Raw genomic sequence first — 19865 nt, 5'->3', positions numbered from 1 at the left:
ATATGAAGTACACAGAAGGCATGGAAAAAGCAATGCATGCATCCCACGGCGTAGGCTACGCGGTGTACAGTCAGAAGCATGAAGTGAGAATTGACGTCGAGCAGCAGCGTGAAGAAGAATATCTTACAAGCAGACGCATCGTTGCCGATTTTAACAGCAAACTTACCAATCACTTATCATAACCAAATGGAGAGAAGCCGGTGTAAAAAGCCGGTTTTTTTCAATTTATTTGAGAATACTAATTATAAGCAATATCAACTGTTGAATATAAATGCGATTTGTTATAAGATTGTAATGAGAATAAATTGAGAATAGAAACAATCGGTTATTAAAGCCGATGAATACGGAGGGTAAATCATGTCACAATCAACGTTAACAGTTAAAGATCTTCACGTCTCAATTGACGGGAAAGAAATTTTAAAAGGTGTGAACCTAGAAATTAAAGGCGGAGAATTCCACGCGGTTATGGGACCGAATGGAACGGGTAAATCTACTCTTTCTTCTGCGATTATGGGTCATCCTAAATATGAAGTTACACAAGGAACGATTACGCTAGACGGTGAAGACGTTCTTGAGATGGAAGTAGATGAGCGCGCACGTGCGGGTCTATTCCTAGGCATGCAATACCCGAGCGAAATTACAGGAGTAACGAATGCCGAATTCCTTCGCTCAGCTGTGAATGCGCGACGCGAAGAAGGCGATGAAATTTCATTGATGAAATTTATTCGTCAGATGGATAGCAACATGGATGTGCTTGAAATGGATCAAGATATGGCACAGCGTTATTTAAACGAAGGTTTCTCTGGCGGTGAGAAAAAGCGCAATGAAATTCTTCAATTGATGACAATTAAACCGAAAATCGCGATTCTCGATGAAATTGACTCCGGTCTTGATATCGATGCTTTGAAAGTTGTTTCAAAAGGGATTAACCAAATGCGCGATGAGAGCTTTGGCTGCCTGATTATTACTCATTACCAGCGTCTGCTTGATTACATCACGCCTGACCATGTTCATGTTATGATGCAAGGCCGTGTCGTCAAGTCCGGTGGACCGGAACTGGCGCAGCGCCTCGAAGCAGAAGGATATGACTGGATTAAACAGGAACTTGGCATCGAAGACGAAACGGTACAGTAATCGGAAGGGGCAGGAGGATAATTATGACTGAAACAAAATGGTTGGTTGATGAGTCGGTAATCCGCGACTTTTCAGCTGCAAACAACGAACCTGAATGGCTGTTAAATGTTCGTCTTGATGCATTTAACAAAGCGGAAGAATTGCCGCTTCCAAAGCCGGATAAAACGAAAATCGATAAATGGAATTTCACACAATTTGGGACCCACAATGTGAATAGTACGCCGTACGCATCGATTGCGGATCTTCCTGAAAAGGCAAAAGTAGTTGTCGGCGAGGATAACACGGTGCAAAACGTATACGTTCAACGAAATGGTGTGCCGTCTATTTTAAATATATCAGCTGAATTGAAAGAAGCAGGCGTTATTTTTACGGATTTTGAGACCGCAGTGAAAGAACATAGCGACCTCGTTCAAAAGTATTTTATGACGCAAGTGGTTAAAGCAGACGAGCATAAATTGACGGCTCTTCATGCAGCGCTTGTGAACGGCGGCGTCTTTTTATATGTACCGAAAAACGTGGAAATTAAAGAACCGGTACAAGCAGTGTTTATTCAGGATGACAAAAACGCGGCAATTTTTAATCATGTTATCGTCGTAGCGGAAGCGAACAGCTCCGTCACGTATGTAGAAAACTACATTTCTACAGTGGAAACAGAAGAAGGTGTTGCGAACATCATCACAGAAGTAATTGCAGGTGACAATGCCCGCGTTTCATACGGAGCGGTTGATACGCTTGCTGAGAATGTAACAGTATATGTAAATCGACGCGGTGTGACAGCTCCTCATGCACACATTGAATGGTCACTCGGAAGTATGAACGATGGCGATACGGTTTCCGAAAATGTAACGAATTTAATCGGCGACGGCTCTTATGCAGATACGAAAATGGTCGTTGTTGGCAGTGGGAAGCAGTCCATGAACTTTACAACGAAAGTCGTTCATTTTGGTAAACATACAGAGGGCTATATTTTGAAGCATGGTGTCATGAAAGATGAAGCGAAGGCAATCTTTAACGGGATTGGTAAAATTGAGCACGGTGCTTCGAAATCAAATGCTGAGCAAGAATCACGCATTCTCATGTTAAGCGAAAAAGCACGCGGCGATGCAAACCCGATTTTGCTCATTGATGAAGATGATGTAACGGCAGGACACGCCGCTTCTGTTGGCCGTGTCGATCCGCTTCAGCTATACTATTTGATGAGTCGCGGTATTACAAAGCGGGAAGCAGAACGTCTTGTCATTCACGGATTCCTGGCACCAGTTGTCAACAAATTGCCAATCGAAAACGTGAAGAAACAACTAAAAGGCATTATTGAAGGGAAAGTTCGTCAATGAATGCGAAAGAACTGAAAAAGTACTTTCCCATTCTGGATCAGGAAGTAAACGGTCATCCACTCGTTTATCTTGACAGTGCGGCAACATCTCAAAAACCGCTCCAAGTCATTGAAGCAATTAGTGACTATTACCGAACGTCGAATGCGAACGTCCATCGCGGCGTTCATACACTCGGCAACCGGGCAACGGATTTATATGAAGGTGCGCGTGATAAAGTACGCCGATTCATCAATGCGGGATCAACGAAAGAAATCATCTTTTTGCGTGGGACAACGACGGCACTTAACCTCGTTGCCGAGAGCTATGGACGTGCCAATGTAGGAGAAGGCGACGAAATTGTCATTACTTACATGGAGCATCATTCGAATATTATTCCGTGGCAGCAGCTGGCGAAATATACAGGTGCTACGCTGAAATATATACCAATGCAAGAAGACGGAACGATTTCATTGGAAGATGTGCGGGCAACTGTTACGTCCAACACGAAAATTGTTTCTGTCATGATGGTATCAAATGTACTTGGTACGATTAACCCGATTGCGGATATTACGAAAATTGCCCATGAACATGGAGCTGTAATGGTTGTAGATGCAGCACAGGCTGCACCGCATATTCATATTGATATACAAAAGCTCGATTGTGACTTTCTTGCTTTTTCTGGCCATAAAATGTGCGGACCGACTGGTATTGGCGTATTATATGGGAAAGAGCAACTACTCGATAACATGGAGCCGATCGAATTTGGCGGCGAAATGATTGACTTCGTTGGTCTTTATGAATCAACATGGAAAGAACTTCCGTGGAAATTTGAAGGTGGTACGCCCATTATTGCGGGCGCGATCGGTCTTGGGGCAGCCATCGATTTCTTAAATGAAATTGGCATCGATGCCATTGAACAGCACGAGCATAAACTGGCGTCCTATGCACTTTCAACATTGACGGAAATTCCGGATCTGACCATTTTTGGCCCGAAAAGTGGCCAAGACCGTGCAGGTGTTGTTACGTTTAATTTAGGTGACGTTCATCCACATGACGTGGCGACGGTTCTCGACGCAGAAGGCATTGCTGTACGTGCCGGCCATCACTGTGCACAGCCACTGATGAAATGGTGTGAAGTATCCTCTACAGCACGCGCAAGCTTTTATTTGTACAACACAGAAGAAGATATCGACAGACTTGCCGCCGGTTTGTTAAAAACAAAGGAGTATTTCTCAGATGTCTTTTAATAATTTAGACCAACTGTACCGTCAAGTGATTATGGATCATTACAAGAACCCGCGTAATAAAGGATCGATTGAAGACGGAAGCGTCACAGTTGATATGAATAATCCGACGTGCGGTGACCGTATCCATTTGACGATTAATGTAGAAGACGGGATTGTCACGGATGCGAAATTTGACGGAGAAGGATGCTCGATTTCGATGTCTTCTGCGTCGATGATGACGCAGGCGATTAAAGGAAAAGAGATCGATGAAGCGCTTCGTCTGGCAAACGTTTTTTCAGATATGATGCTCGGCAAAGACTATCCAGAAGACTTAGACCTTGGTGATATCGAAGCACTGCAAGGTGTTGCAAAATTTCCTGCACGTATCAAATGTGCAACATTATCGTGGAAAGCGATGGAAAAAGGGCTTCAACAAGAGAAGTAAAATTGACAGGAGGAATGCAACATGGCAAAAAAAGCCCCTGAAATTGGTGATTACAAGTATGGTTTCCATGACCGTGACGTATCACTATTCCGTTCAGAACGTGGTTTGACGCCGGAAATTGTGAAAGAAATTTCAAAAATGAAAGAAGAACCGCAATGGATGCTTGATTTCCGTTTGAAATCATTGGACCTTTTTTATAAAATGCCAATGCCTCAATGGGGCGGAGATATGTCCTCTTTGAATTTTGATGAAATTACGTACTATGTAAAGCCATCTGAAAAATCAGAGCGTTCATGGGATGAAGTACCGGAAGAAATCAAGCAAACGTTTGATAAACTTGGTATTCCAGAAGCAGAGCAAAAATATCTTGCTGGTGTATCTGCTCAGTACGAATCAGAAGTTGTGTACCACAACATGAAAGAAGAGCTAGAAGACATGGGTATCGTCTTTAAAGACACAGATTCTGCTTTGAAAGAAAACGAAGATATTTTCCGCAAGTACTGGGCGAAGCTTATTCCGCCGACAGATAATAAGTTCGCAGCGTTAAACTCCGCTGTTTGGTCTGGTGGTTCTTTCATTTACGTACCACCTGGTATAAAAATGGATACGCCACTTCAAGCGTACTTCCGCATTAACTCAGAAAACATGGGTCAGTTCGAACGGACGCTCATTATTGTTGATAAAGAAGCAAGCGTGCACTACGTAGAAGGATGTACGGCACCGGTTTATACAACGAACTCACTTCACTCGGCTGTCGTTGAAATTTTCGTTGAAGCGGGCGGATACTGCCGATATACGACGATTCAAAACTGGGCAAATAATGTGTATAACCTTGTAACAAAACGTGCGATATGTGAAGCAAATGCGACAATGGAATGGGTCGATGGCAACATCGGATCAAAATTAACGATGAAATATCCAGCTGTTATTTTAAAAGGTGAAGGTGCGCGCGGCATGACATTATCCATTGCCCTAGCCGGTAAAGGACAGCATCAAGATGCCGGTGCGAAAATGACTCATTTAGCACCAAATACATCATCAACGATCGTATCAAAATCCATCTCGAAACAAGGCGGTAAAGTAACATACCGTGGAATCGTTCACTTCGGACGTAAAGCGGATGGGGCACGCTCAAACATCGAGTGTGATACGTTGATCCTGGATAACAAATCAACATCTGATACTATTCCATATAACGAAATTTTGAACGATAACATTTCACTTGAGCACGAAGCGAAAGTGTCAAAAGTATCCGAAGAGCAGCTATTCTACTTGATGAGCCGAGGTATTTCACAAGAAGAAGCAACTGAAATGATCGTAATGGGCTTCATCGAGCCGTTCACAAAAGAACTGCCAATGGAATATGCCGTTGAAATGAACCGTCTGATCAAATTTGAGATGGAAGGTTCGATCGGTTAATACAACAAAAATCCCCTTTCGCGAGGGGATTTTTTTAAATAGAAAAAAGTCTAGGTTGCGTTCAATAGACATCTTGAATATTGGTGAGCTGCTCGTCCGCAATGGAGGCATCTCCAATATGGTGTGTGCTTGTGTTCGTGATATCTTCTTGAATGCTGGCGAGCTGTTCATCGACTATTCTGGAATCTTCAATGTGTTGTGTAATCGTGTTCGTAATGTCGTTGAAATAGCTGCTCGTATTTTCGATGAGGTGAATTGCATCATCGCTCAACTTTTTCTGGCTGTTCATACCACTTAGTGAAGCACGGGCATTGTCACCCACCTCGTTTGAAATTTGGGCCATCTCAGCCATCATCGACATAACTTGGCTATTAATGCCCGTTGCCATTTTCAGCACATCTTGGTTGCTGTATGTTGCTTTTTCGGCATCTTCAATTTTCGCTTGAATTGTTGTCGTCACTTCTTCAATATGCTTTGTGCTCTCAGCTGTGCTTTCAGCTAGTTTCCGTACTTCTGCTGCGACAACGGCAAAGCCTTTCCCATGTTCACCGGCACGTGCGGCTTCAATGGAGGCATTAAGTGCAAGTAAATTTGTTTGGCTGGCGATTGAACTGATTACTTGGACGATGTCTTTAATTGTTTTCGAATGTTCGCCGAGCTCTTTCATACTTTCTGCCGTGTCATTCATCTGACGCTCTAAGCTATGGACAAGCCGTGTGTTTTCATTCATCATTTTTTCATGTTCGGTCGTTTTTTGGGACAGTGCACCGGATGAATCAAGCAATAATTGGCCGGTATCGACAAGTTGGTGAGAGTTGTTGCTCGTTTGTTCACCAAGCGTTTTTACTTCATCAAATTGGCGTTGAATTTGCACGATAAGTTCTTGGAGATCATAGTGCTGTTGATTAACTTGCTGATGTTGTCCAATTGTGTTTAGCACTGTATCTTCAAACTGTTCGAAAAATTGAGCGTGTGTTTCTTGAAGGTGTCTATTTTCCTGTTCTAATTGTGCAATACGTTCGTTTGCTTCCTTTAATTCTATATTCATCTGCGTTTTTTGTTTTGATTTCCCCCAGGCCATGATACTTCCTCCTCATTTTGTTACCATTAGTGTAACAGAATTTTGGTTTAATAGGTGAAAAGTCTTATGTGGATTTTCAAAATTAACATAAGCTTAATAATTATGCTACACTCTTTATATGAGGTGATCACGTATGATTTATACGGGTGTAACAGGATGGGGGGATCACGATACGCTTTATACACAAGGTGTACGGTCCCGTGATAAATTAACGGAATACGCGGCTCATTTTCCGACAGTTGAAGTCGATTCGAGCTTTTATGCCGTACAACCGGAGCGGAATATGCGCAAGTGGACCGATGAAACGCCGGATGGCTTCCGTTTCGTCGTAAAAGCATATCAAGGAATGACCGGACACGAGCGGGGTGACATTCCATTTGAGTCAAAAGAAGAGATGTTTCATGCGTTTCAATTATCGCTGCTGCCGATGATTGAATCAAATAAGCTGGCGATGGTTTTGTTTCAATTTCCGCCATGGTTTGACTGTACACGTAAAAATGTCACGTATCTTCGGTATTGCAAAGAAAAAATGGGCGACGCGCCGCTTGCGATCGAATTTCGCAATCAAACGTGGTATAAAGCCGCTTTTATTGATAAAACACTTACTTTTTTAGAACAGGAAAAATGGATTCATACAGTATGCGATGAACCGCAGGCTGGCGATGGATCGATTCCGATTGTGCTTCAGGCAACCCATAAAGAAAAAACATTGATCCGTATGCATGGACGCAATCGGATCGGGTGGCAGAAAAATGGAAATAAAAACTGGCGGGAAGTACGCTATTTATATCGCTACAACGAACATGAACTGCGACAATGGGTTCACTTTACAAACGAACTTAAAACGCAGTCTAAAGACGTATATATACTATTTAACAATAATTCCGGCGGTGATGCGGCAGACAATGCAAAGCAGTTTCTCGATCTCTCCGGCATTTACTATGACAATTTAGCCTCACGTCAGCTTGATCTTTTTTAGGAGGACCACTCGTTATGGAATGGCTTATTTTACTCGCGATCGGGCTTATTGCCGCAGCGATCGGCGCACTCGTCGGTCTCGGCGGCGGCATTATTATCGTGCCGGCGCTGCTGTTTCTTGGCAGCACATCGCTGCTTGATCCGGTCTCACCGCAAATCGCGGTCGGCACGTCATCCGTTATTTTAATCGTTACCGGTCTGTCGTCAACGCTCGCCTACATGAAGCAAAAAAAGGTGGATTATAAACTCGGCTTTATTCTTTTTATCGGCAGTGCACCAGGCAGCATCATCGGCGCGTATGCGAACAAGGGACTCGACATGAGTCAGTTCAGTCTGTACTTTGGCTTATTTATGGTGTTCATGTCATTCGTACTCATGTTTAAAAATCGTGCAAAACCGATACTTGGTACACGTGGTATGCCCCGAACATTTACTGATAACGAAGGCACGCATACCTATTCAATCGAGCCTATTACTGGAACGCTCGCCTCGTTTATTGTTGGCTTTTTTGGCGGACTTTTCGGCATTGGCGGCGGCTCGCTTATGGTACCCGCAATGATTATGTTATTTGCGGTTCCGCCGCACGTCGCGGTGGCGACATCGATGTTGCTGATCTTCTTATCAGCAGGTGCCTCAAGCATTACGCACATCTCGCTCGGCAATGTTGAATGGCTATACGCCGTTGTACTCGTCCCGGGCGCTTGGTTTGGCGCTAAACTCGGTGCCTGGCTGAACGCGCGAATCGCCTCGAAAACGGTTGTGCTTCTGCTTCGTCTCGTTCTTATTTTTGTCGGTGTCCGTCTCATCTGGCAGGGCATCATTTAAAAGGTGGAATTATTTATGGAAAAAACGATACATATTTACCATACAAACGATTTACACAGTCATTTTGAAAATTGGCCGCGCATTGCTCTTTTTTTAAAGGAAAGAAGACACATTCACGAAGAAGCAGGCGAATACATATTTACGTTTGATATCGGTGATCATGTAGACCGCGCACATCCTTTAACAGAAGGGACGCTCGGGTCTTTCAATGTGGAGTTATTAAATAAGTCAAAATATGATGCGGTCGCTATTGGAAACAATGAAGGCATTACATTACCGAAAGAAGGGTTAAATCGCTTATATAAACAGGCGAAGTTTGCGGTTCTCTGTGCGAATATTTTTGATCAAAATGGTGCACGTCCAGAATGGGTATTGCCGTACACCTTCTTTCAGGCGGGGGATGTGACGATTGCGGTGACGTCCGCAACGGCGCAGTATACAGCTTTTTATGAAGAGATTGGCTGGGAGATTAAAGATCCGTTGAACGAGTTGAAAAAGCAAGTTAAAGCGCTCAAAAAGCGAGCAGACCTCGTTGTCGTGCTGTCCCATCTCGGCATGTATGACGATGAAAAAATAGCGCAGGAAACAGAAGCAGACGTTATTCTTGGGGGACATACGCATCACCTATTTCACGAAGGAAAAGAAGTAAATGGTACATTGCTTGCGGCGGCTGGAAAATATGGTTATTTTACCGGTCATGTGGAAATTGATATTAATGAAGAAACACGCACCATTTGTGCAAAACGGGCACGCGTATATGAAACGAATCAGTCATTAAAAGCGCCATACGATGAAAAAGAACAGCAGGAATCTTTTATGAAATTTGGGAAAAAGGTGCTGTCTATACCGGTTGTGCATCTTGAAAAGACATTAACGAGCGATTGGTTTAAGCCATCTGTATTGCCGCAAATGTTGACAGAAGCGCTGACGGAATGGTGCAGTGCAGATTGTTCGTTTTTAAATGCAGGTGTTGTGCTCGGAAATTTATCAGCCGGCACGGTGACGAAATACGATATTCACAGGCTGCTTCCCCATCCGATTAATCCGTGTGTGATTGAATTGACCGGAGCGGAACTATCCGAAGTACTGCGCCAGACGCGTGACGAAAATTGGGCGCATATGCAAATTAAAGGACTCGGTTTTCGCGGGAAAGTGATGGGGCGATTCGTCTACGACCGGATTGAGATGGACGGCCCAGCTTTTTTCATCGATGGGAATGTACTTGATTTGAAAAAAACGTACAAACTGGCGACACTCGACATGTTCACATACGGTCATTATTTTGTAGGGCTTCACCGGGCACGTATGAAAACATATTTTATGCCGGAATTTTTACGCGACGTATTAGAATGGAAATTATTGAAGTTATGAAGCCTCTTTCCGCATACAATGCGGAAAGGGGGTTTTTTTATGCGACGACGAAGAAAATGGCGAAGCAAGTCACAGTTGTCCATACGCCACCGCTTTATGATGGCTGTCCTTTTATTTATTATTGGTATTTTATTTATTTTATGGCTGATTAACCGGAATATTCAGCCGGTCCTTTTAAATTATGCAGACATGCAGAGCCAAAAAATTGCTTCGATGGTGTTACAAAAAGCAATAAGTAAAGAAATTACAGAAAACCTTGATATAAAAGACATTATGATTACAGAGAAAGGAGAAGGAGGGGCAACGACCTTCAACGCGGAAGTGATCAATAAAGTGCTCGCTGAAGTGACGGATCTTGCGGAGGAAAATTTAGATCAAGCAGAGGCGGGTAATTTACAAGAGCTAGAAAAGTTGTCAGGTGTTGATATTGATGTGAAAAAGACGATGCAAGGAGAAGGAATTGCCTATACCATTCCACTCGGACAAATTACGAACAACGCGATACTCGGCAATCTCGGACCGCGGATACCGATTCGATTCTATGCGCTCGGAGACGTTAACTCCAATGTGAAAACAAAAGTGGAACCGTTTGGCATTAATTCAGCCTATGTTGAAGTATACATTGCACTCGAAGTCAATGTGAGAGTGATCGTGCCATTTGCATCAGAGACGACGATCGTCAAGCAAACATTGCCAGTCGCAATGGGGCTCGTACATGGCACTGTACCGAATTATTACAATCCGGATTCAGTCGGTATTCCAGCAAAATAATGTGGTGGTAAAGGTTCGTGTTTTCTGATAAGATGCAAACGAAATTAAACGCATGAGCAATGAACGCAGTCTCTCATTGCTCTTTTTGTATGCTTATGTAGAGGAGAAACAGTATGGAAAATACAATCTTTTCACTGTTACCGCCAGTACTGGCGGCACTGCTTGGTATTCTTACTTATGCTTGGTTTTATGGGCAGCACATTTGCAGGACTGTTCGTCACATTTGCATTGCTCGGTGCGGTTGCATTTTCCTTGAAAAAGAAAAAAGCAGCTAATCAGTAATATATTCTTTTGCCTACTTGTATCATACAGAAGGGTCTTATTAACGAAAGAAGCCAGGGATGTTTGTTATAGGCAGTTCGGCTTTTATTTAGTTAGTAATTATGATAGAGTTAGCCTTATATTGTCCAATGATTGGAGATGAAGCAAATGAGCACGAAAGAAGAATATTTGCGTAAACCGGAATGGTTAAAAATAAAACTGAACACGAACGAAAACTATACAGGTTTGAAGAAAATGATGCGCGAAAAGCAATTACATACCGTTTGTGAAGAAGCAAAATGTCCAAACATTCACGAATGCTGGGCTGTTCGCCGTACCGCAACCTTTATGATTCTGGGCAGTGTCTGCACGCGTGCATGCCGTTTTTGTGCTGTGAAAACAGGTCTTCCAACAGAGCTTGATTTAGAAGAACCGGAACGCGTAGCAGATTCTGTTGTGCAAATGAATTTAAAGCATGTAGTAGTCACAGCAGTAGCCCGTGATGACTTAAAAGATGGCGGCGCTTACGTATTCGCGGAAACGGTTCGGGCAATTCGTCGGAAAAATCCGTTTACATCGATCGAAGTCTTGCCATCTGACATGGGGGGCATTGAAGAAAATCTGCAAATGCTTATGGATGCAAAACCGGATATTTTAAATCATAATATCGAAACAGTGCGCCGTTTGACACCGAGAGTTCGTGCACGCGCGAAGTATGACCGCTCGCTCGAATTTTTGCGTAGAGCGAAAGAAATGCAGCCAGAGATCCCGACGAAATCAAGCTTAATGATCGGTCTCGGCGAAACAAAAGAAGAAATCATCGAAGTAATGGATGACCTTCGTGCGAACAATGTGGATATAATGACGATCGGCCAGTACTTACAGCCATCGAAAAAACATTTGAAAGTCGTGAAATATTATCATCCGAACGAATTTGCAGAGCTGCGTGAAATCGCGATGACAAAAGGATTCAGTCACTGTGAAGCGGGTCCAATGGTGCGTTCTTCTTATCATGCCGATGAGCAAGTAAATGCAGCAGCAAAAGCGAGACATGAAAAAGGCGAGGCGCAGGCAGCAAAATGATTACCATTCAAAATGATACCTATGACCTCATTGAAGAGCGGATGGATGGTTTTAACGACGAAGCCTTCCGCGCCCGCTATAGTGACATTTTATCCAAATATGATTTCATTGTCGGCGACTGGGGATACGGCCAACTGCGGCTAAAAGGATTCTTCGACGACGGCAACAAAAAAGCATCATATGATAATAAATATTCTACTATACGAGATTACTTACTCGAATACTGCAACTTTGGCTGCGGCTATTTTATTTTAAAAAAGCTGCCCGTCTCAAGTGCAAAATAAAAACCGGCCGATGAAGCCGGTTTTTTGTGTACAAAATTGCTAATGTGCGCTAACATGCGCGAATCTATGAAAATAGGAGCTAATCAAGAAAAAAGACCCTGTCCGCAATGAACAAAGCTTCATCATTAAATGACTTCATACAAAAATTCTTTTAATTCGGCTGCTTCTTCCTCGCTCAAATCAAATGCATACTCAATATAGCCAGGCTCGTCCAAATCATCGCGACCAATAATCGCATACTTGTTTCCTTGTAAGTTTATAACGATCCGCTTTCCGTAGTAGCGGTCCGTCTGCATCAAGGCAAGATCATATCTCGCATGGTCACCAGCAAAACTGACGAAACGCGTCGTCGTCGTGTCCATTTCATCGTAAAGAAAAAAGCGTTCACTCATCCGTGGTCCTCCACTCGTTCATTTTCAACCATTGTATCACATGTTACAATAAGAGCGGAAAGGATGGATGCTTGTGTATTTTATTGACCGAAAAAAAATGGAAGCAACACTCCGCTTTATGGAAGAGCAATTGACCCTTTTTGAGCAACACTCGGCATGGGAAACATCGCTTGAACGGGCGGCGCTTGAACGCCTTGCGCAAAGAATCGTTGAATCAATCATCGATGTCGGCAACGCAATGATCGATGGTTTTATTATGCGTGACCCCGGCAGCTACGAAGACATCATTGATATTCTGAATGATGAAAAAGTCATTGCGCCAGAGCAGGCTATACCACTGAAAGATGTGATCGGTCTTCGCAAAACGCTCGTCCGCGACTACACCGATATTTCACATGATGAAATGGCGGCGCTGTTAATCGCGAATAAAAAAGAATTGATTGATTTCCCGAAACGAGTCCGCGCGTATCTAGAAAACGAACTAGGGCCCGTTTCCGCATTTTTACCTGAGTGAGGAGAGAGAAAATTGACAAAATATAAAGGGTATTTAATTGATTTAGATGGAACGATGTATCTCGGTACGGACATTATTCCAGGTGCTCCAGAGTTTATTGATCGATTGAATGCGGCGAACATCCCGTATTTGTTCATTACGAATAACTCATCACGCACGCCGAAGCAGGTGGCGGATAAACTTGTGAAAATGGGTATTCATACGACGCCGGAAAATGTGTTTACAACGTCACGGGCGACAGCTCAGTTTATTCACGATGAAAAACCGGGCGCATCCGTATATGTGATCGGCGAAGATGGAATTCTTGAAGCACTTGCGGATAAAGGATTAGAGGTTGTTACTCATGAAAACCCAGATTACGTTGTGACGGGTATTGACAGAGGCCTTACATATGAAAAACTCGCAGGTGCATGTCTGTCTGTCCGAAACGGTGCTCGATTCATATCGACAAACGGCGACATCGCTATTCCGACAGAGCGCGGCTTCCTGCCCGGCAATGGCTCGCTTACATCTGTTGTGACGGTCTCAACAGAAACGCAGCCTGTCTTCATCGGCAAACCGGAACCAGTTATTATGGAGCAGGCACTCGAAGTTCTCGGCACGACGAAAGAAGAAACAATTATGGTCGGCGATTACTATGATACGGATATACGTGCAGGTATTGGCATTGGCATCGATACATTGCTCGTCTACACAGGTGTTACACAGCCACACCACCTTGACCGCTACGAAATCAAGCCAACTCACACGACTCAAAATTTAAATGAATGGCCTATTTAAGAACCAGTGATTACTTAAACTTAGATAATAAATTAGTGGATAGTTAGTTCATTATGATGAGCTAACTATCTTTTTTTCTGGATAAAGTTAGACGAATGGGGGTATACAGATAGCATGACCACTATTAGGAGGGTATTCATGCAACTCCCGAAAAAATCGAAGTCGTACTGGAAAGATCATTGGATATCGCTGTCTTTTGCACCGCTAACTACAAATGTAACAGTTGATGTGACAGTCGTTGGTGGAGGAATGACGGGAATTATCACAGCTTGGCTTTTAGTGAAAGAAGGAAAAAAGGTTGCTTTACTCGAATCGAGAAGGTTGACAGATGGGACGACTGGCTTTACAACGGCGAAATTAACAGCGCAGCACGGCCTTATTTATGATGAACTGATCCGTACGATCGGCGAAGAAAAAGCCCGATTATACTATGAAGCACAAGAAGATGCGATCGCTTTTTTAAAGAAGACGTCAGAACAAATGTCCATTGACTGTGATTTTACAGCGCAGGATGCTTACGTATATGCGGAAACGAAAGAAGCGGTTTCGCAAATTGAAAAAGAGCTGGATGCGTATGAAATTCTCGGGATTAACGGGGGACTTGCGGGAACGGAAGCAAGGATGAAGCTCCCGTTTAAAGTAGAAGAAGCCATTGTGATGCGTGACCAGGCACAGTTTCATCCAGTCAAATTTTTGGAAGCACTTATTTGGGATATGGCAGATGAAGTGCTCATCTTTGAAGAAACACGGGCGGAATCAATAGAAAATAATAAAGTTCATACAACAGATGGATATGAAGTGACAAGCGAAAAGATCATTGTTTCCTCTCATTTTCCATTTAACGACTTTGACGGATTATATTTTTCAAAGCTACATGTCGAGCGATCTTATGCGATCGGTGTGAAAAGTGACAGGGAACTCGAAGAAGGAATATATATCAGCGCGGATAAACCATCGCGGTCATTGCGTTACGCCACGATGGAAAATGGGGAGAAACTGTTGATTGTCGGCGGTGAGAATCATCCAACAGGACGCAGCGAACAGGAAACGATGCATCACTATGAAAAATTAAACGACTTTACGCAGCTTCATTTTGGCGTCAAAGACATTTTGTATCGCTGGTCGGCACAAGATTTAATCACATTGGATCGTGTGCCGTATATCGGTTTTGGTGCTGAAAACATTCTCGTCGCGACAGGGTACGCAAAGTGGGGAATGACGAACGGCACAACAGCTGCTCATATTATGAGTGATCTCGTCATGGGCCGAGAAAATCGATTTACCGAATTGTTTGATCCGAAACGGATAAAAATGAAACGAGTCGATGTGAAAACATTTGTGACTGAAAATGCAAAAGTCGCAAAAGAATTAATCGGCGGAAAGCTGAAAGGATCAGAGAAAACGGTCGATGACTTGCAGCCGGATGAAGGTGGATTGGTCGTCGTGGACGGCAAAAAGGCCGGTGCATATAAAGATGAACAAGGGAACTGTCATCTCGTCAATACGACGTGCACACATATGGGCTGTGAGACAGAATGGAACGACGCCGAGCGTTCATGGGACTGCCCATGCCATGGCTCGCGTTATTCATATGAAGGTGAAGTGCTCGAAGGTCCAGCGCTTAAACCACTCGCCCAATTTGAAAGCGAAAACGAAGTAAAAAGCTAGTAAACTGAGTAAATAGTAAATGTTTCAGAAGATGAATAAGGAGCGTCCATTATTTGGAAGCCCCCATCATCATTTATTCTGTTTGCGCTGCGCGGTGAGCTAATCTGCTTGCCGCAGCAGCAGCAATTGCACCGACAATGTCATCTAAAAACGTATGCACCTGACCGGTTGATTTATCGTTTAGCAATTGTAAAATACCAGGTTTTTGTTTATCGATATACCCATAGCTCGTTAATCCAATTGTTCCGTATACGTTCACGATCGCCGTCGCAATTGTTTCATCAATCCCATATAAGCTTTCATCGGTTTCAATAATCGATTGAAGAGGCTCTTCAAGCATTTTTTTCTCTGCTAGCATATCAAGCTGGATACCGGTTAACACGGCATTTTGTACTTCACGTTTTCGTAAAACGGCTTCCACGTGTACAACTGCTTCTTCCAGCCGTAAATTCGGGTGGTACGGCTGTTGCAAGTAAACGACGAGTTCCGCGATATCTTCCACTTTCACACCGCGTTCCGCAATCCAGCGGCGCGCTGTTTTTTCTGACATACTCATTACGGGTTGTTTTTCTAAAGACAAAGTGAATCACACCTTTTTTCGTCATTATATTTTTATACACTATATTCATACCCATAATCATTGTGCCATACTCGTAATGAAAATGGTACAATAAAATAGAATAATCTGAAAAGAGGTGCACAGATGAAACCATTTGTGTATGTGACGAGACAAGTACCAGATGCGATTTTTGAACGACTAGCCGTTAAGTATGACGTAGAGATGTGGAAGGAAGCGGATAAAGCTGTTCCACGAGAGATCCTTCTAGAGAAGGTATCAAAAGCGGATGCGTTGCTGACAGTCATTACAGATGTGGTAGATGAAGAATTATTTTCACGAGCCAGCTCGTTAAAAGTTGTTGCGAATATGGCGGTTGGCATTGATAATATTGATCTTGATGCAGCAAGTAGGCATGGTGTATCGATTTGCAATACACCGGATGTACTTACGGATACGACAGCAGATCTAACATTTACCCTTCTTCTGGCTACTGCTCGCCGAGTAACCGAAGCGGCGGAATTTGTGAAAGATGGAAAGTGGACGAGCTGGGCGCCGATGATGCTCGTCGGAACGGATGTCCATCATAAAAAAATTGGCATCGTGGGCATGGGCAAAATTGGGACAGCTGTGGCGAAACGGGCAGCGGGCTTTGATATGGATATTTTGTATCATAACAGGAACCGCCATGAAGTGGCGGAAGAAATGCTTGGCGCGCAATATCGTTCACTTGACGCACTACTTGAGGAAGCGGACTTTGTCGTCTGTTTGGCGCCGCTCACCGACGATACACGTGGTTTGTTTCAACGAGAACATTTTCAGAAAATGAAAAATGAAGCGATCTTTATTAACGCGAGCCGTGGGCCTATTATAAATGAGCAGGCGCTAATTGAAGCACTCGAAGCAAAAGAAATTGCAGCAGCGGGACTCGATGTTTTTGACAAAGAACCGCTTCATGCTGCCCATCCTTTTTTAACGATGAAAAACGTCGTCGCGCTTCCGCACATAGGAAGCGCTTCGAAAGAGACACGTATGACGATGATGATGACGTGTTGTGAGAATATTGAAGCTGTTATTGACAATCGTCACCCAATGACGCTCGTCAATAAAGAAGTACTGCACTTCGATTAAAAAAGAGCTGATCCGTATATTGGATCAGCTCCTTCTTTATTAAAAAACTTGTTCCACTTCAACGACGCCAGGCACTTCTTCGAGCAGTGCACGCTCGATCCCAGCTTTCAATGTAATCGTGGAGCTAGGGCAGCTGCCGCATGCACCGAGCAGACGAAGTTTTACGATCCCGTCTTCAACATCAACGAGTTCACAGTCGCCGCCGTCACGAAGCAGAAATGGGCGTAATTTATCAAGGACTACTTGTACTTCATCGAACATTTCATGTTCTTGTACTTGCATGGATAATCGTCTCCTTTCCAATCAATATACATATTATAATGATTTTAAATAAAAAATGCAATTTATCACGGTAAAAAGAGGGGAAATGATGAAAAAGAAGCGATCGCTTTTTGTTTATGAAGCAGAAAAAATCTACGCAGGTCGCGTGAATTTACCGTCTTCAAAAGATACATATACATAGTATCAAGGCGTGGTGTCACGCAAAAATCCCGATCTCTCTTCCAGTAAAATACATCCATATTTTCTCACCGCTGGAGGATGAATTGAAAAAGAATGTGGCCATGTCGTTAATAGAATGAGGATCTCTCCCCGCAATGGGGAGATCTTTTTTGTTGATCGGTCAGAAATCATTGTGAGTGGTCACAAACTATGTCGAGTGATCAGAAATCATTGTAAGTGGTTAGAAACGACATCAAGTGATCAGGTAATCACGATAAGTAGTCAAATTGGTTAAGTTACTTTGAAAAACCTGCCATTTTTCAAAAAACGCCTCAAAATGAATCAGCGTCCAAATCATGAATTAAGAGCACTTCAAGCTTAGGATGTATTAATAAAAGGGCGGAAGAAAAGAGACCCACAGCAGTAAATAAGGTTTTTTATGATTCCTCAAAAAGCTGAAATACACAAGTTTATAGAAATAAATTATGTATATTTCACCTAGAATCAGTTAAGAAATATCAAATTATCGACAATCTCTTCTTTTGTGTCTGTGTGCAAAAATTTGAGATAAATAAAAATCTATAAAATTCTATTGATATAAATTAATAAAATGCCTTTTCCATAACCTCTAACACCAAACTATAATTTTATAGGGGGTGGTTTGAGCGGGGATACTTTTCGTGGTAGGGCCATAGATAACAATTAGATTTCGGTTTGCAGGGTTGTTTGTAAAGGCTTGCCCATTTGTCAATAATATTTGAGTATATGATGAAATATTTAATCTTAATTGACCATCACTACTCTCCAACTGGCTGTTAAAGTAGTCTATTTTTACATTTTGATATGGATTATCTTTTGCCATAACAAGTGCCTGATATTGTGGTGGGAAAATAAGAGGAACAGGTGCATTTGCATCATAATATCCAGTTACCCTATCTCCTACTGCCACTATTACATGGTCTACAAAGTAAGTAGTGGGTGACACCACGAAATTTACTAAGGCTCCGTGTCCGTTATCTACAGATATTAACTTATAACAACCTTCTCCTTCACCATTTAGCCCTATCATAAAATCACTAATCATGGTGACGGTACCATGAAAAGATGTAAAATTTATCATACTCATACCTCCATCGTTATTTAAACGTATCCCCATATAAATTATGCATTCCTAATACTTTGTGTTATCTGTACTAAATTACCTACAAAACAGCGATGGGAGGAAAAAAGTATAATGTGTGCATGACAGAAAATAAATATAATATTGTTAAAATATGTTATGTGAAAGGTGCTGTATGGAATGACAATCCTTATGAAATCGGAAAAGAAATTAATTGAAAAGTTTGGGATAAGGTTCCGTGCTCCTTCACTTTTTCCATTTGCACACATTTATCCTTTTCATGAATACAATGGGTTAAAAAATATAAAAGGATAGATAAATATGCCCGTTACGTTTCCAGTTAGCATTAAAACGGTTAAAATCAGCAGCGGTCCGGATAAAACAGTCTTTTATCCCAAGGTAATCGGTATGCAAGATCAAGGAATGGAAAGATCAATTAATCGGGCGATTGCCTATCAAACCCAGCAGCTCATAAATCAACAAGTTGGGAATATGCCGACAACAGTGGTACAAATGCTCGGTTCGTATGAAATCAAAAACAATCAACGCCAGGTTCTGAGCTTATCACTGTCCAATTATACGTACCACGATCATGCTGCCCATGGGATGACGTATATAAAGTCTTTAACATTTGATTTGCAAAAAGAGAAGCTATGTGAACTTAAAGACTTATTTAAACCTGGAAGTGATTATGTCAAAAGGCTCTCAACCTTGATTCGCATGCAAATCAAACAACGTGATATTCAGCTTCTAGGCGACTTCACAGAAATTCAGCCCAATCAAGACTTTTATATTGCAGACAAAGCTCTTGTTATCTATTTTCAGCTTTATGAAATCACCCCATATGTTTTTGGTTTCCCAATGTTTCCAATCTCCGTATTTGATTTACAGGATATCATTGACGAAAATGGTCCCCTCGGACGAATGGCTGTTAATAATTAACCATCCTTTTCACATAACAGTTAAAGAATAAGTTAAATCCTCAAATATAAACCTCATTTTGATAAGTCACGGTGAAGCGTATCATACGTAAGTGATACGGTTTATTTTATAATGAATCTTCGTTGATTTT

Annotated in this window: 21 protein-coding genes and 1 pseudogene; 17 read left to right on the top strand and 5 right to left on the bottom strand. The window is 42.5% G+C overall.

Annotated elements, in window-relative coordinates:
• Nucleotides 1-2 precede the first annotated feature (2 nt).
• The 6 genes from A3M5_RS0113655 to sufB all read left to right on the top strand — a co-directional run bounded on the left by A3M5_RS0113655 (nt 3) and on the right by sufB (nt 5537).
• Complete coding sequence (locus tag A3M5_RS0113655; protein ID WP_018394331.1) at nt 3-182, top strand: YuzK family famiily protein; 180 nt, start codon at nt 3-5, stop codon at nt 180-182.
• A gap of 175 nt (nt 183-357) precedes the next feature.
• Nucleotides 358-1134 (top strand): Fe-S cluster assembly ATPase SufC, encoded by a 777-nt coding sequence (sufC, locus tag A3M5_RS0113650; protein WP_018394330.1) that lies wholly within the window; start codon nt 358-360, stop codon nt 1132-1134.
• 20 nt (nt 1135-1154) lie between these two features.
• On the top strand, nt 1155-2468 hold the full coding sequence (gene sufD / locus A3M5_RS0113645; RefSeq protein WP_026221724.1) for a Fe-S cluster assembly protein SufD: 1314 nt from the start codon (nt 1155-1157) through the stop codon (nt 2466-2468).
• Nucleotides 2465-3694 carry a cysteine desulfurase gene (locus tag A3M5_RS0113640; RefSeq protein WP_018394328.1) on the top strand — a complete coding sequence of 410 codons (1230 nt, stop codon included), beginning with the start codon at nt 2465-2467 and terminating at the stop codon, nt 3692-3694. Before sufD ends, A3M5_RS0113640 begins: the two co-directional genes overlap by 4 nt.
• Nucleotides 3684-4118, top strand: a complete 435-nt coding sequence (sufU, locus tag A3M5_RS0113635; RefSeq protein WP_018394327.1) for a Fe-S cluster assembly sulfur transfer protein SufU — start codon at nt 3684-3686, stop codon at nt 4116-4118. Before A3M5_RS0113640 ends, sufU begins: the two co-directional genes overlap by 11 nt.
• Nucleotides 4119-4139: 21 nt before the next feature.
• On the top strand, nt 4140-5537 hold the full coding sequence (gene sufB, locus A3M5_RS0113630) for a Fe-S cluster assembly protein SufB (RefSeq protein ID WP_018394326.1): 1398 nt from the start codon (nt 4140-4142) through the stop codon (nt 5535-5537).
• Nucleotides 5538-5598: 61 nt separating this feature from the next.
• Here the strand turns inward: sufB and A3M5_RS0113625 are convergent, their stop codons facing one another.
• Nucleotides 5599-6267, bottom strand: a complete 669-nt coding sequence (locus A3M5_RS0113625) for a methyl-accepting chemotaxis protein (protein WP_231373291.1) — start codon at nt 6265-6267, stop codon at nt 5599-5601.
• A gap of 484 nt (nt 6268-6751) precedes the next feature.
• Between A3M5_RS0113625 and A3M5_RS0113620 the strand changes: the two genes are divergently transcribed.
• The 6 genes from A3M5_RS0113620 to A3M5_RS0113590 all read left to right on the top strand — a co-directional run bounded on the left by A3M5_RS0113620 (nt 6752) and on the right by A3M5_RS0113590 (nt 12191).
• Nucleotides 6752-7597, top strand: coding sequence for a DUF72 domain-containing protein (locus A3M5_RS0113620; protein ID WP_018394324.1), 846 nt, complete (start codon nt 6752-6754; stop codon nt 7595-7597).
• Nucleotides 7598-7611: 14 nt separating this feature from the next.
• A complete protein-coding gene (locus tag A3M5_RS0113615; protein ID WP_018394323.1) occupies nt 7612-8421 on the top strand; it encodes a sulfite exporter TauE/SafE family protein in 810 nt (269 codons plus the stop codon).
• A gap of 15 nt (nt 8422-8436) precedes the next feature.
• Nucleotides 8437-9792 carry a bifunctional metallophosphatase/5'-nucleotidase gene (locus tag A3M5_RS0113610; RefSeq protein WP_018394322.1) on the top strand — a complete coding sequence of 452 codons (1356 nt, stop codon included), beginning with the start codon at nt 8437-8439 and terminating at the stop codon, nt 9790-9792.
• Between the two features lie 39 nt (nt 9793-9831).
• The gene (gene yunB / locus A3M5_RS0113605; RefSeq protein ID WP_018394321.1) at nt 9832-10563 is read left to right on the top strand and encodes a sporulation protein YunB; all 732 of its coding nucleotides are present in this window, start codon (nt 9832-9834) and stop codon (nt 10561-10563) included.
• Nucleotides 10564-10992: 429 nt separating this feature from the next.
• Entirely contained in the window at nt 10993-11907 is a 915-nt protein-coding gene (gene lipA / locus A3M5_RS0113595; protein WP_018394319.1) for a lipoyl synthase, read from the top strand.
• On the top strand, nt 11904-12191 hold the full coding sequence (locus A3M5_RS0113590; RefSeq protein ID WP_018394318.1) for a YutD family protein: 288 nt from the start codon (nt 11904-11906) through the stop codon (nt 12189-12191). Before lipA ends, A3M5_RS0113590 begins: the two co-directional genes overlap by 4 nt.
• A gap of 125 nt (nt 12192-12316) precedes the next feature.
• Here A3M5_RS0113590 and A3M5_RS0113585 read toward each other — a convergent pair whose 3' ends face one another.
• The gene (locus tag A3M5_RS0113585; RefSeq protein ID WP_018394317.1) at nt 12317-12583 is read right to left on the bottom strand and encodes a DUF3055 domain-containing protein; all 267 of its coding nucleotides are present in this window, start codon (nt 12581-12583) and stop codon (nt 12317-12319) included.
• Nucleotides 12584-12656: 73 nt separating this feature from the next.
• On the opposite strand from A3M5_RS0113585, the gene A3M5_RS0113580 reads away from it, so the two are divergent.
• The 3 genes from A3M5_RS0113580 (at nt 12657) to A3M5_RS0113570 (ending at nt 15545) form a co-directional block, all read left to right on the top strand.
• Nucleotides 12657-13097, top strand: coding sequence for a DUF86 domain-containing protein (locus A3M5_RS0113580; RefSeq protein WP_018394316.1), 441 nt, complete (start codon nt 12657-12659; stop codon nt 13095-13097).
• A 12-nt stretch (nt 13098-13109) separates the two neighbouring features.
• Nucleotides 13110-13877 (top strand): 5' nucleotidase NucF, encoded by a 768-nt coding sequence (gene nucF / locus A3M5_RS0113575; protein ID WP_018394315.1) that lies wholly within the window; start codon nt 13110-13112, stop codon nt 13875-13877.
• A gap of 138 nt (nt 13878-14015) precedes the next feature.
• Nucleotides 14016-15545 (top strand): FAD-dependent oxidoreductase, encoded by a 1530-nt coding sequence (locus A3M5_RS0113570; protein WP_018394314.1) that lies wholly within the window; start codon nt 14016-14018, stop codon nt 15543-15545.
• 73 nt (nt 15546-15618) lie between these two features.
• Here the strand turns inward: A3M5_RS0113570 and A3M5_RS0113565 are convergent, their stop codons facing one another.
• A complete protein-coding gene (locus A3M5_RS0113565; RefSeq protein WP_034299351.1) occupies nt 15619-16101 on the bottom strand; it encodes a phosphatidylglycerophosphatase A family protein in 483 nt (160 codons plus the stop codon).
• A gap of 147 nt (nt 16102-16248) precedes the next feature.
• Here A3M5_RS0113565 and A3M5_RS0113560 point away from each other — a divergent pair, with 147 nt between their 5' ends.
• A complete protein-coding gene (locus A3M5_RS0113560) occupies nt 16249-17232 on the top strand; it encodes a 2-hydroxyacid dehydrogenase (RefSeq protein WP_018394312.1) in 984 nt (327 codons plus the stop codon).
• A 39-nt stretch (nt 17233-17271) separates the two neighbouring features.
• Here A3M5_RS0113560 and A3M5_RS0113555 read toward each other — a convergent pair.
• Both A3M5_RS0113555 and A3M5_RS0113545 read right to left on the bottom strand, forming a co-directional pair.
• A pseudogene (locus A3M5_RS0113555) lies at nt 17272-17502 on the bottom strand (NifU family protein); the annotation flags it as partial.
• A gap of 799 nt (nt 17503-18301) precedes the next feature.
• Nucleotides 18302-18793: a hypothetical protein gene (locus A3M5_RS0113545; RefSeq protein WP_018394309.1), complete on the bottom strand. Its 492-nt coding sequence runs from the start codon at nt 18791-18793 to the stop codon at nt 18302-18304.
• A gap of 321 nt (nt 18794-19114) precedes the next feature.
• Between A3M5_RS0113545 and A3M5_RS0113535 the strand changes: the two genes are divergently transcribed.
• A complete protein-coding gene (locus tag A3M5_RS0113535) occupies nt 19115-19735 on the top strand; it encodes a DUF3298 and DUF4163 domain-containing protein (protein ID WP_018394307.1) in 621 nt (206 codons plus the stop codon).
• Nucleotides 19736-19865 lie beyond the last annotated feature (130 nt).

It is taken from the genome of Bacillus sp. 37MA (genome assembly GCF_000372765.1).
Lineage (GTDB): Bacteria > Bacillota > Bacilli > Bacillales > Domibacillaceae > Domibacillus > Domibacillus aminovorans.
Note: the sequence above shows the minus strand (reverse complement) of the source record. Positions and strands in the feature narration are given on the sequence as shown.

Excerpts from the sequence above, each read along its gene's own strand:
- A3M5_RS0113590 (WP_018394318.1), top strand. The coding sequence starts at position 11,904 with ATGATTACCATTCAAAATGATACCTATGACCTCATTGAAGAGCGGATG.
- sufC (WP_018394330.1), top strand. The coding sequence starts at position 358 with ATGTCACAATCAACGTTAACAGTTAAAGATCTTCACGTCTCAATTGAC.
- sufU (WP_018394327.1), top strand. The coding sequence starts at position 3,684 with ATGTCTTTTAATAATTTAGACCAACTGTACCGTCAAGTGATTATGGAT.
- A3M5_RS0113565 (WP_034299351.1), bottom strand. The coding sequence starts at position 16,101 with ATGAGTATGTCAGAAAAAACAGCGCGCCGCTGGATTGCGGAACGCGGT.
- A3M5_RS0113610 (WP_018394322.1), top strand. The coding sequence starts at position 8,437 with ATGGAAAAAACGATACATATTTACCATACAAACGATTTACACAGTCAT.
- yunB (WP_018394321.1), top strand. The coding sequence starts at position 9,832 with ATGCGACGACGAAGAAAATGGCGAAGCAAGTCACAGTTGTCCATACGC.
- A3M5_RS0113625 (WP_231373291.1), bottom strand. The coding sequence starts at position 6,267 with ATGAATGAAAACACACGGCTTGTCCATAGCTTAGAGCGTCAGATGAAT.
- A3M5_RS0113545 (WP_018394309.1), bottom strand. The coding sequence starts at position 18,793 with ATGATAAATTTTACATCTTTTCATGGTACCGTCACCATGATTAGTGAT.
- A3M5_RS0113585 (WP_018394317.1), bottom strand. The coding sequence starts at position 12,583 with ATGAGTGAACGCTTTTTTCTTTACGATGAAATGGACACGACGACGACG.
- lipA (WP_018394319.1), top strand. The coding sequence starts at position 10,993 with ATGAGCACGAAAGAAGAATATTTGCGTAAACCGGAATGGTTAAAAATA.
- A3M5_RS0113570 (WP_018394314.1), top strand. The coding sequence starts at position 14,016 with ATGCAACTCCCGAAAAAATCGAAGTCGTACTGGAAAGATCATTGGATA.
- sufB (WP_018394326.1), top strand. The coding sequence starts at position 4,140 with ATGGCAAAAAAAGCCCCTGAAATTGGTGATTACAAGTATGGTTTCCAT.
- A3M5_RS0113640 (WP_018394328.1), top strand. The coding sequence starts at position 2,465 with ATGAATGCGAAAGAACTGAAAAAGTACTTTCCCATTCTGGATCAGGAA.
- A3M5_RS0113535 (WP_018394307.1), top strand. The coding sequence starts at position 19,115 with ATGCCCGTTACGTTTCCAGTTAGCATTAAAACGGTTAAAATCAGCAGC.
- A3M5_RS0113560 (WP_018394312.1), top strand. The coding sequence starts at position 16,249 with ATGAAACCATTTGTGTATGTGACGAGACAAGTACCAGATGCGATTTTT.
- A3M5_RS0113615 (WP_018394323.1), top strand. The coding sequence starts at position 7,612 with ATGGAATGGCTTATTTTACTCGCGATCGGGCTTATTGCCGCAGCGATC.
- A3M5_RS0113655 (WP_018394331.1), top strand. The coding sequence starts at position 3 with ATGAAGTACACAGAAGGCATGGAAAAAGCAATGCATGCATCCCACGGC.
- A3M5_RS0113620 (WP_018394324.1), top strand. The coding sequence starts at position 6,752 with ATGATTTATACGGGTGTAACAGGATGGGGGGATCACGATACGCTTTAT.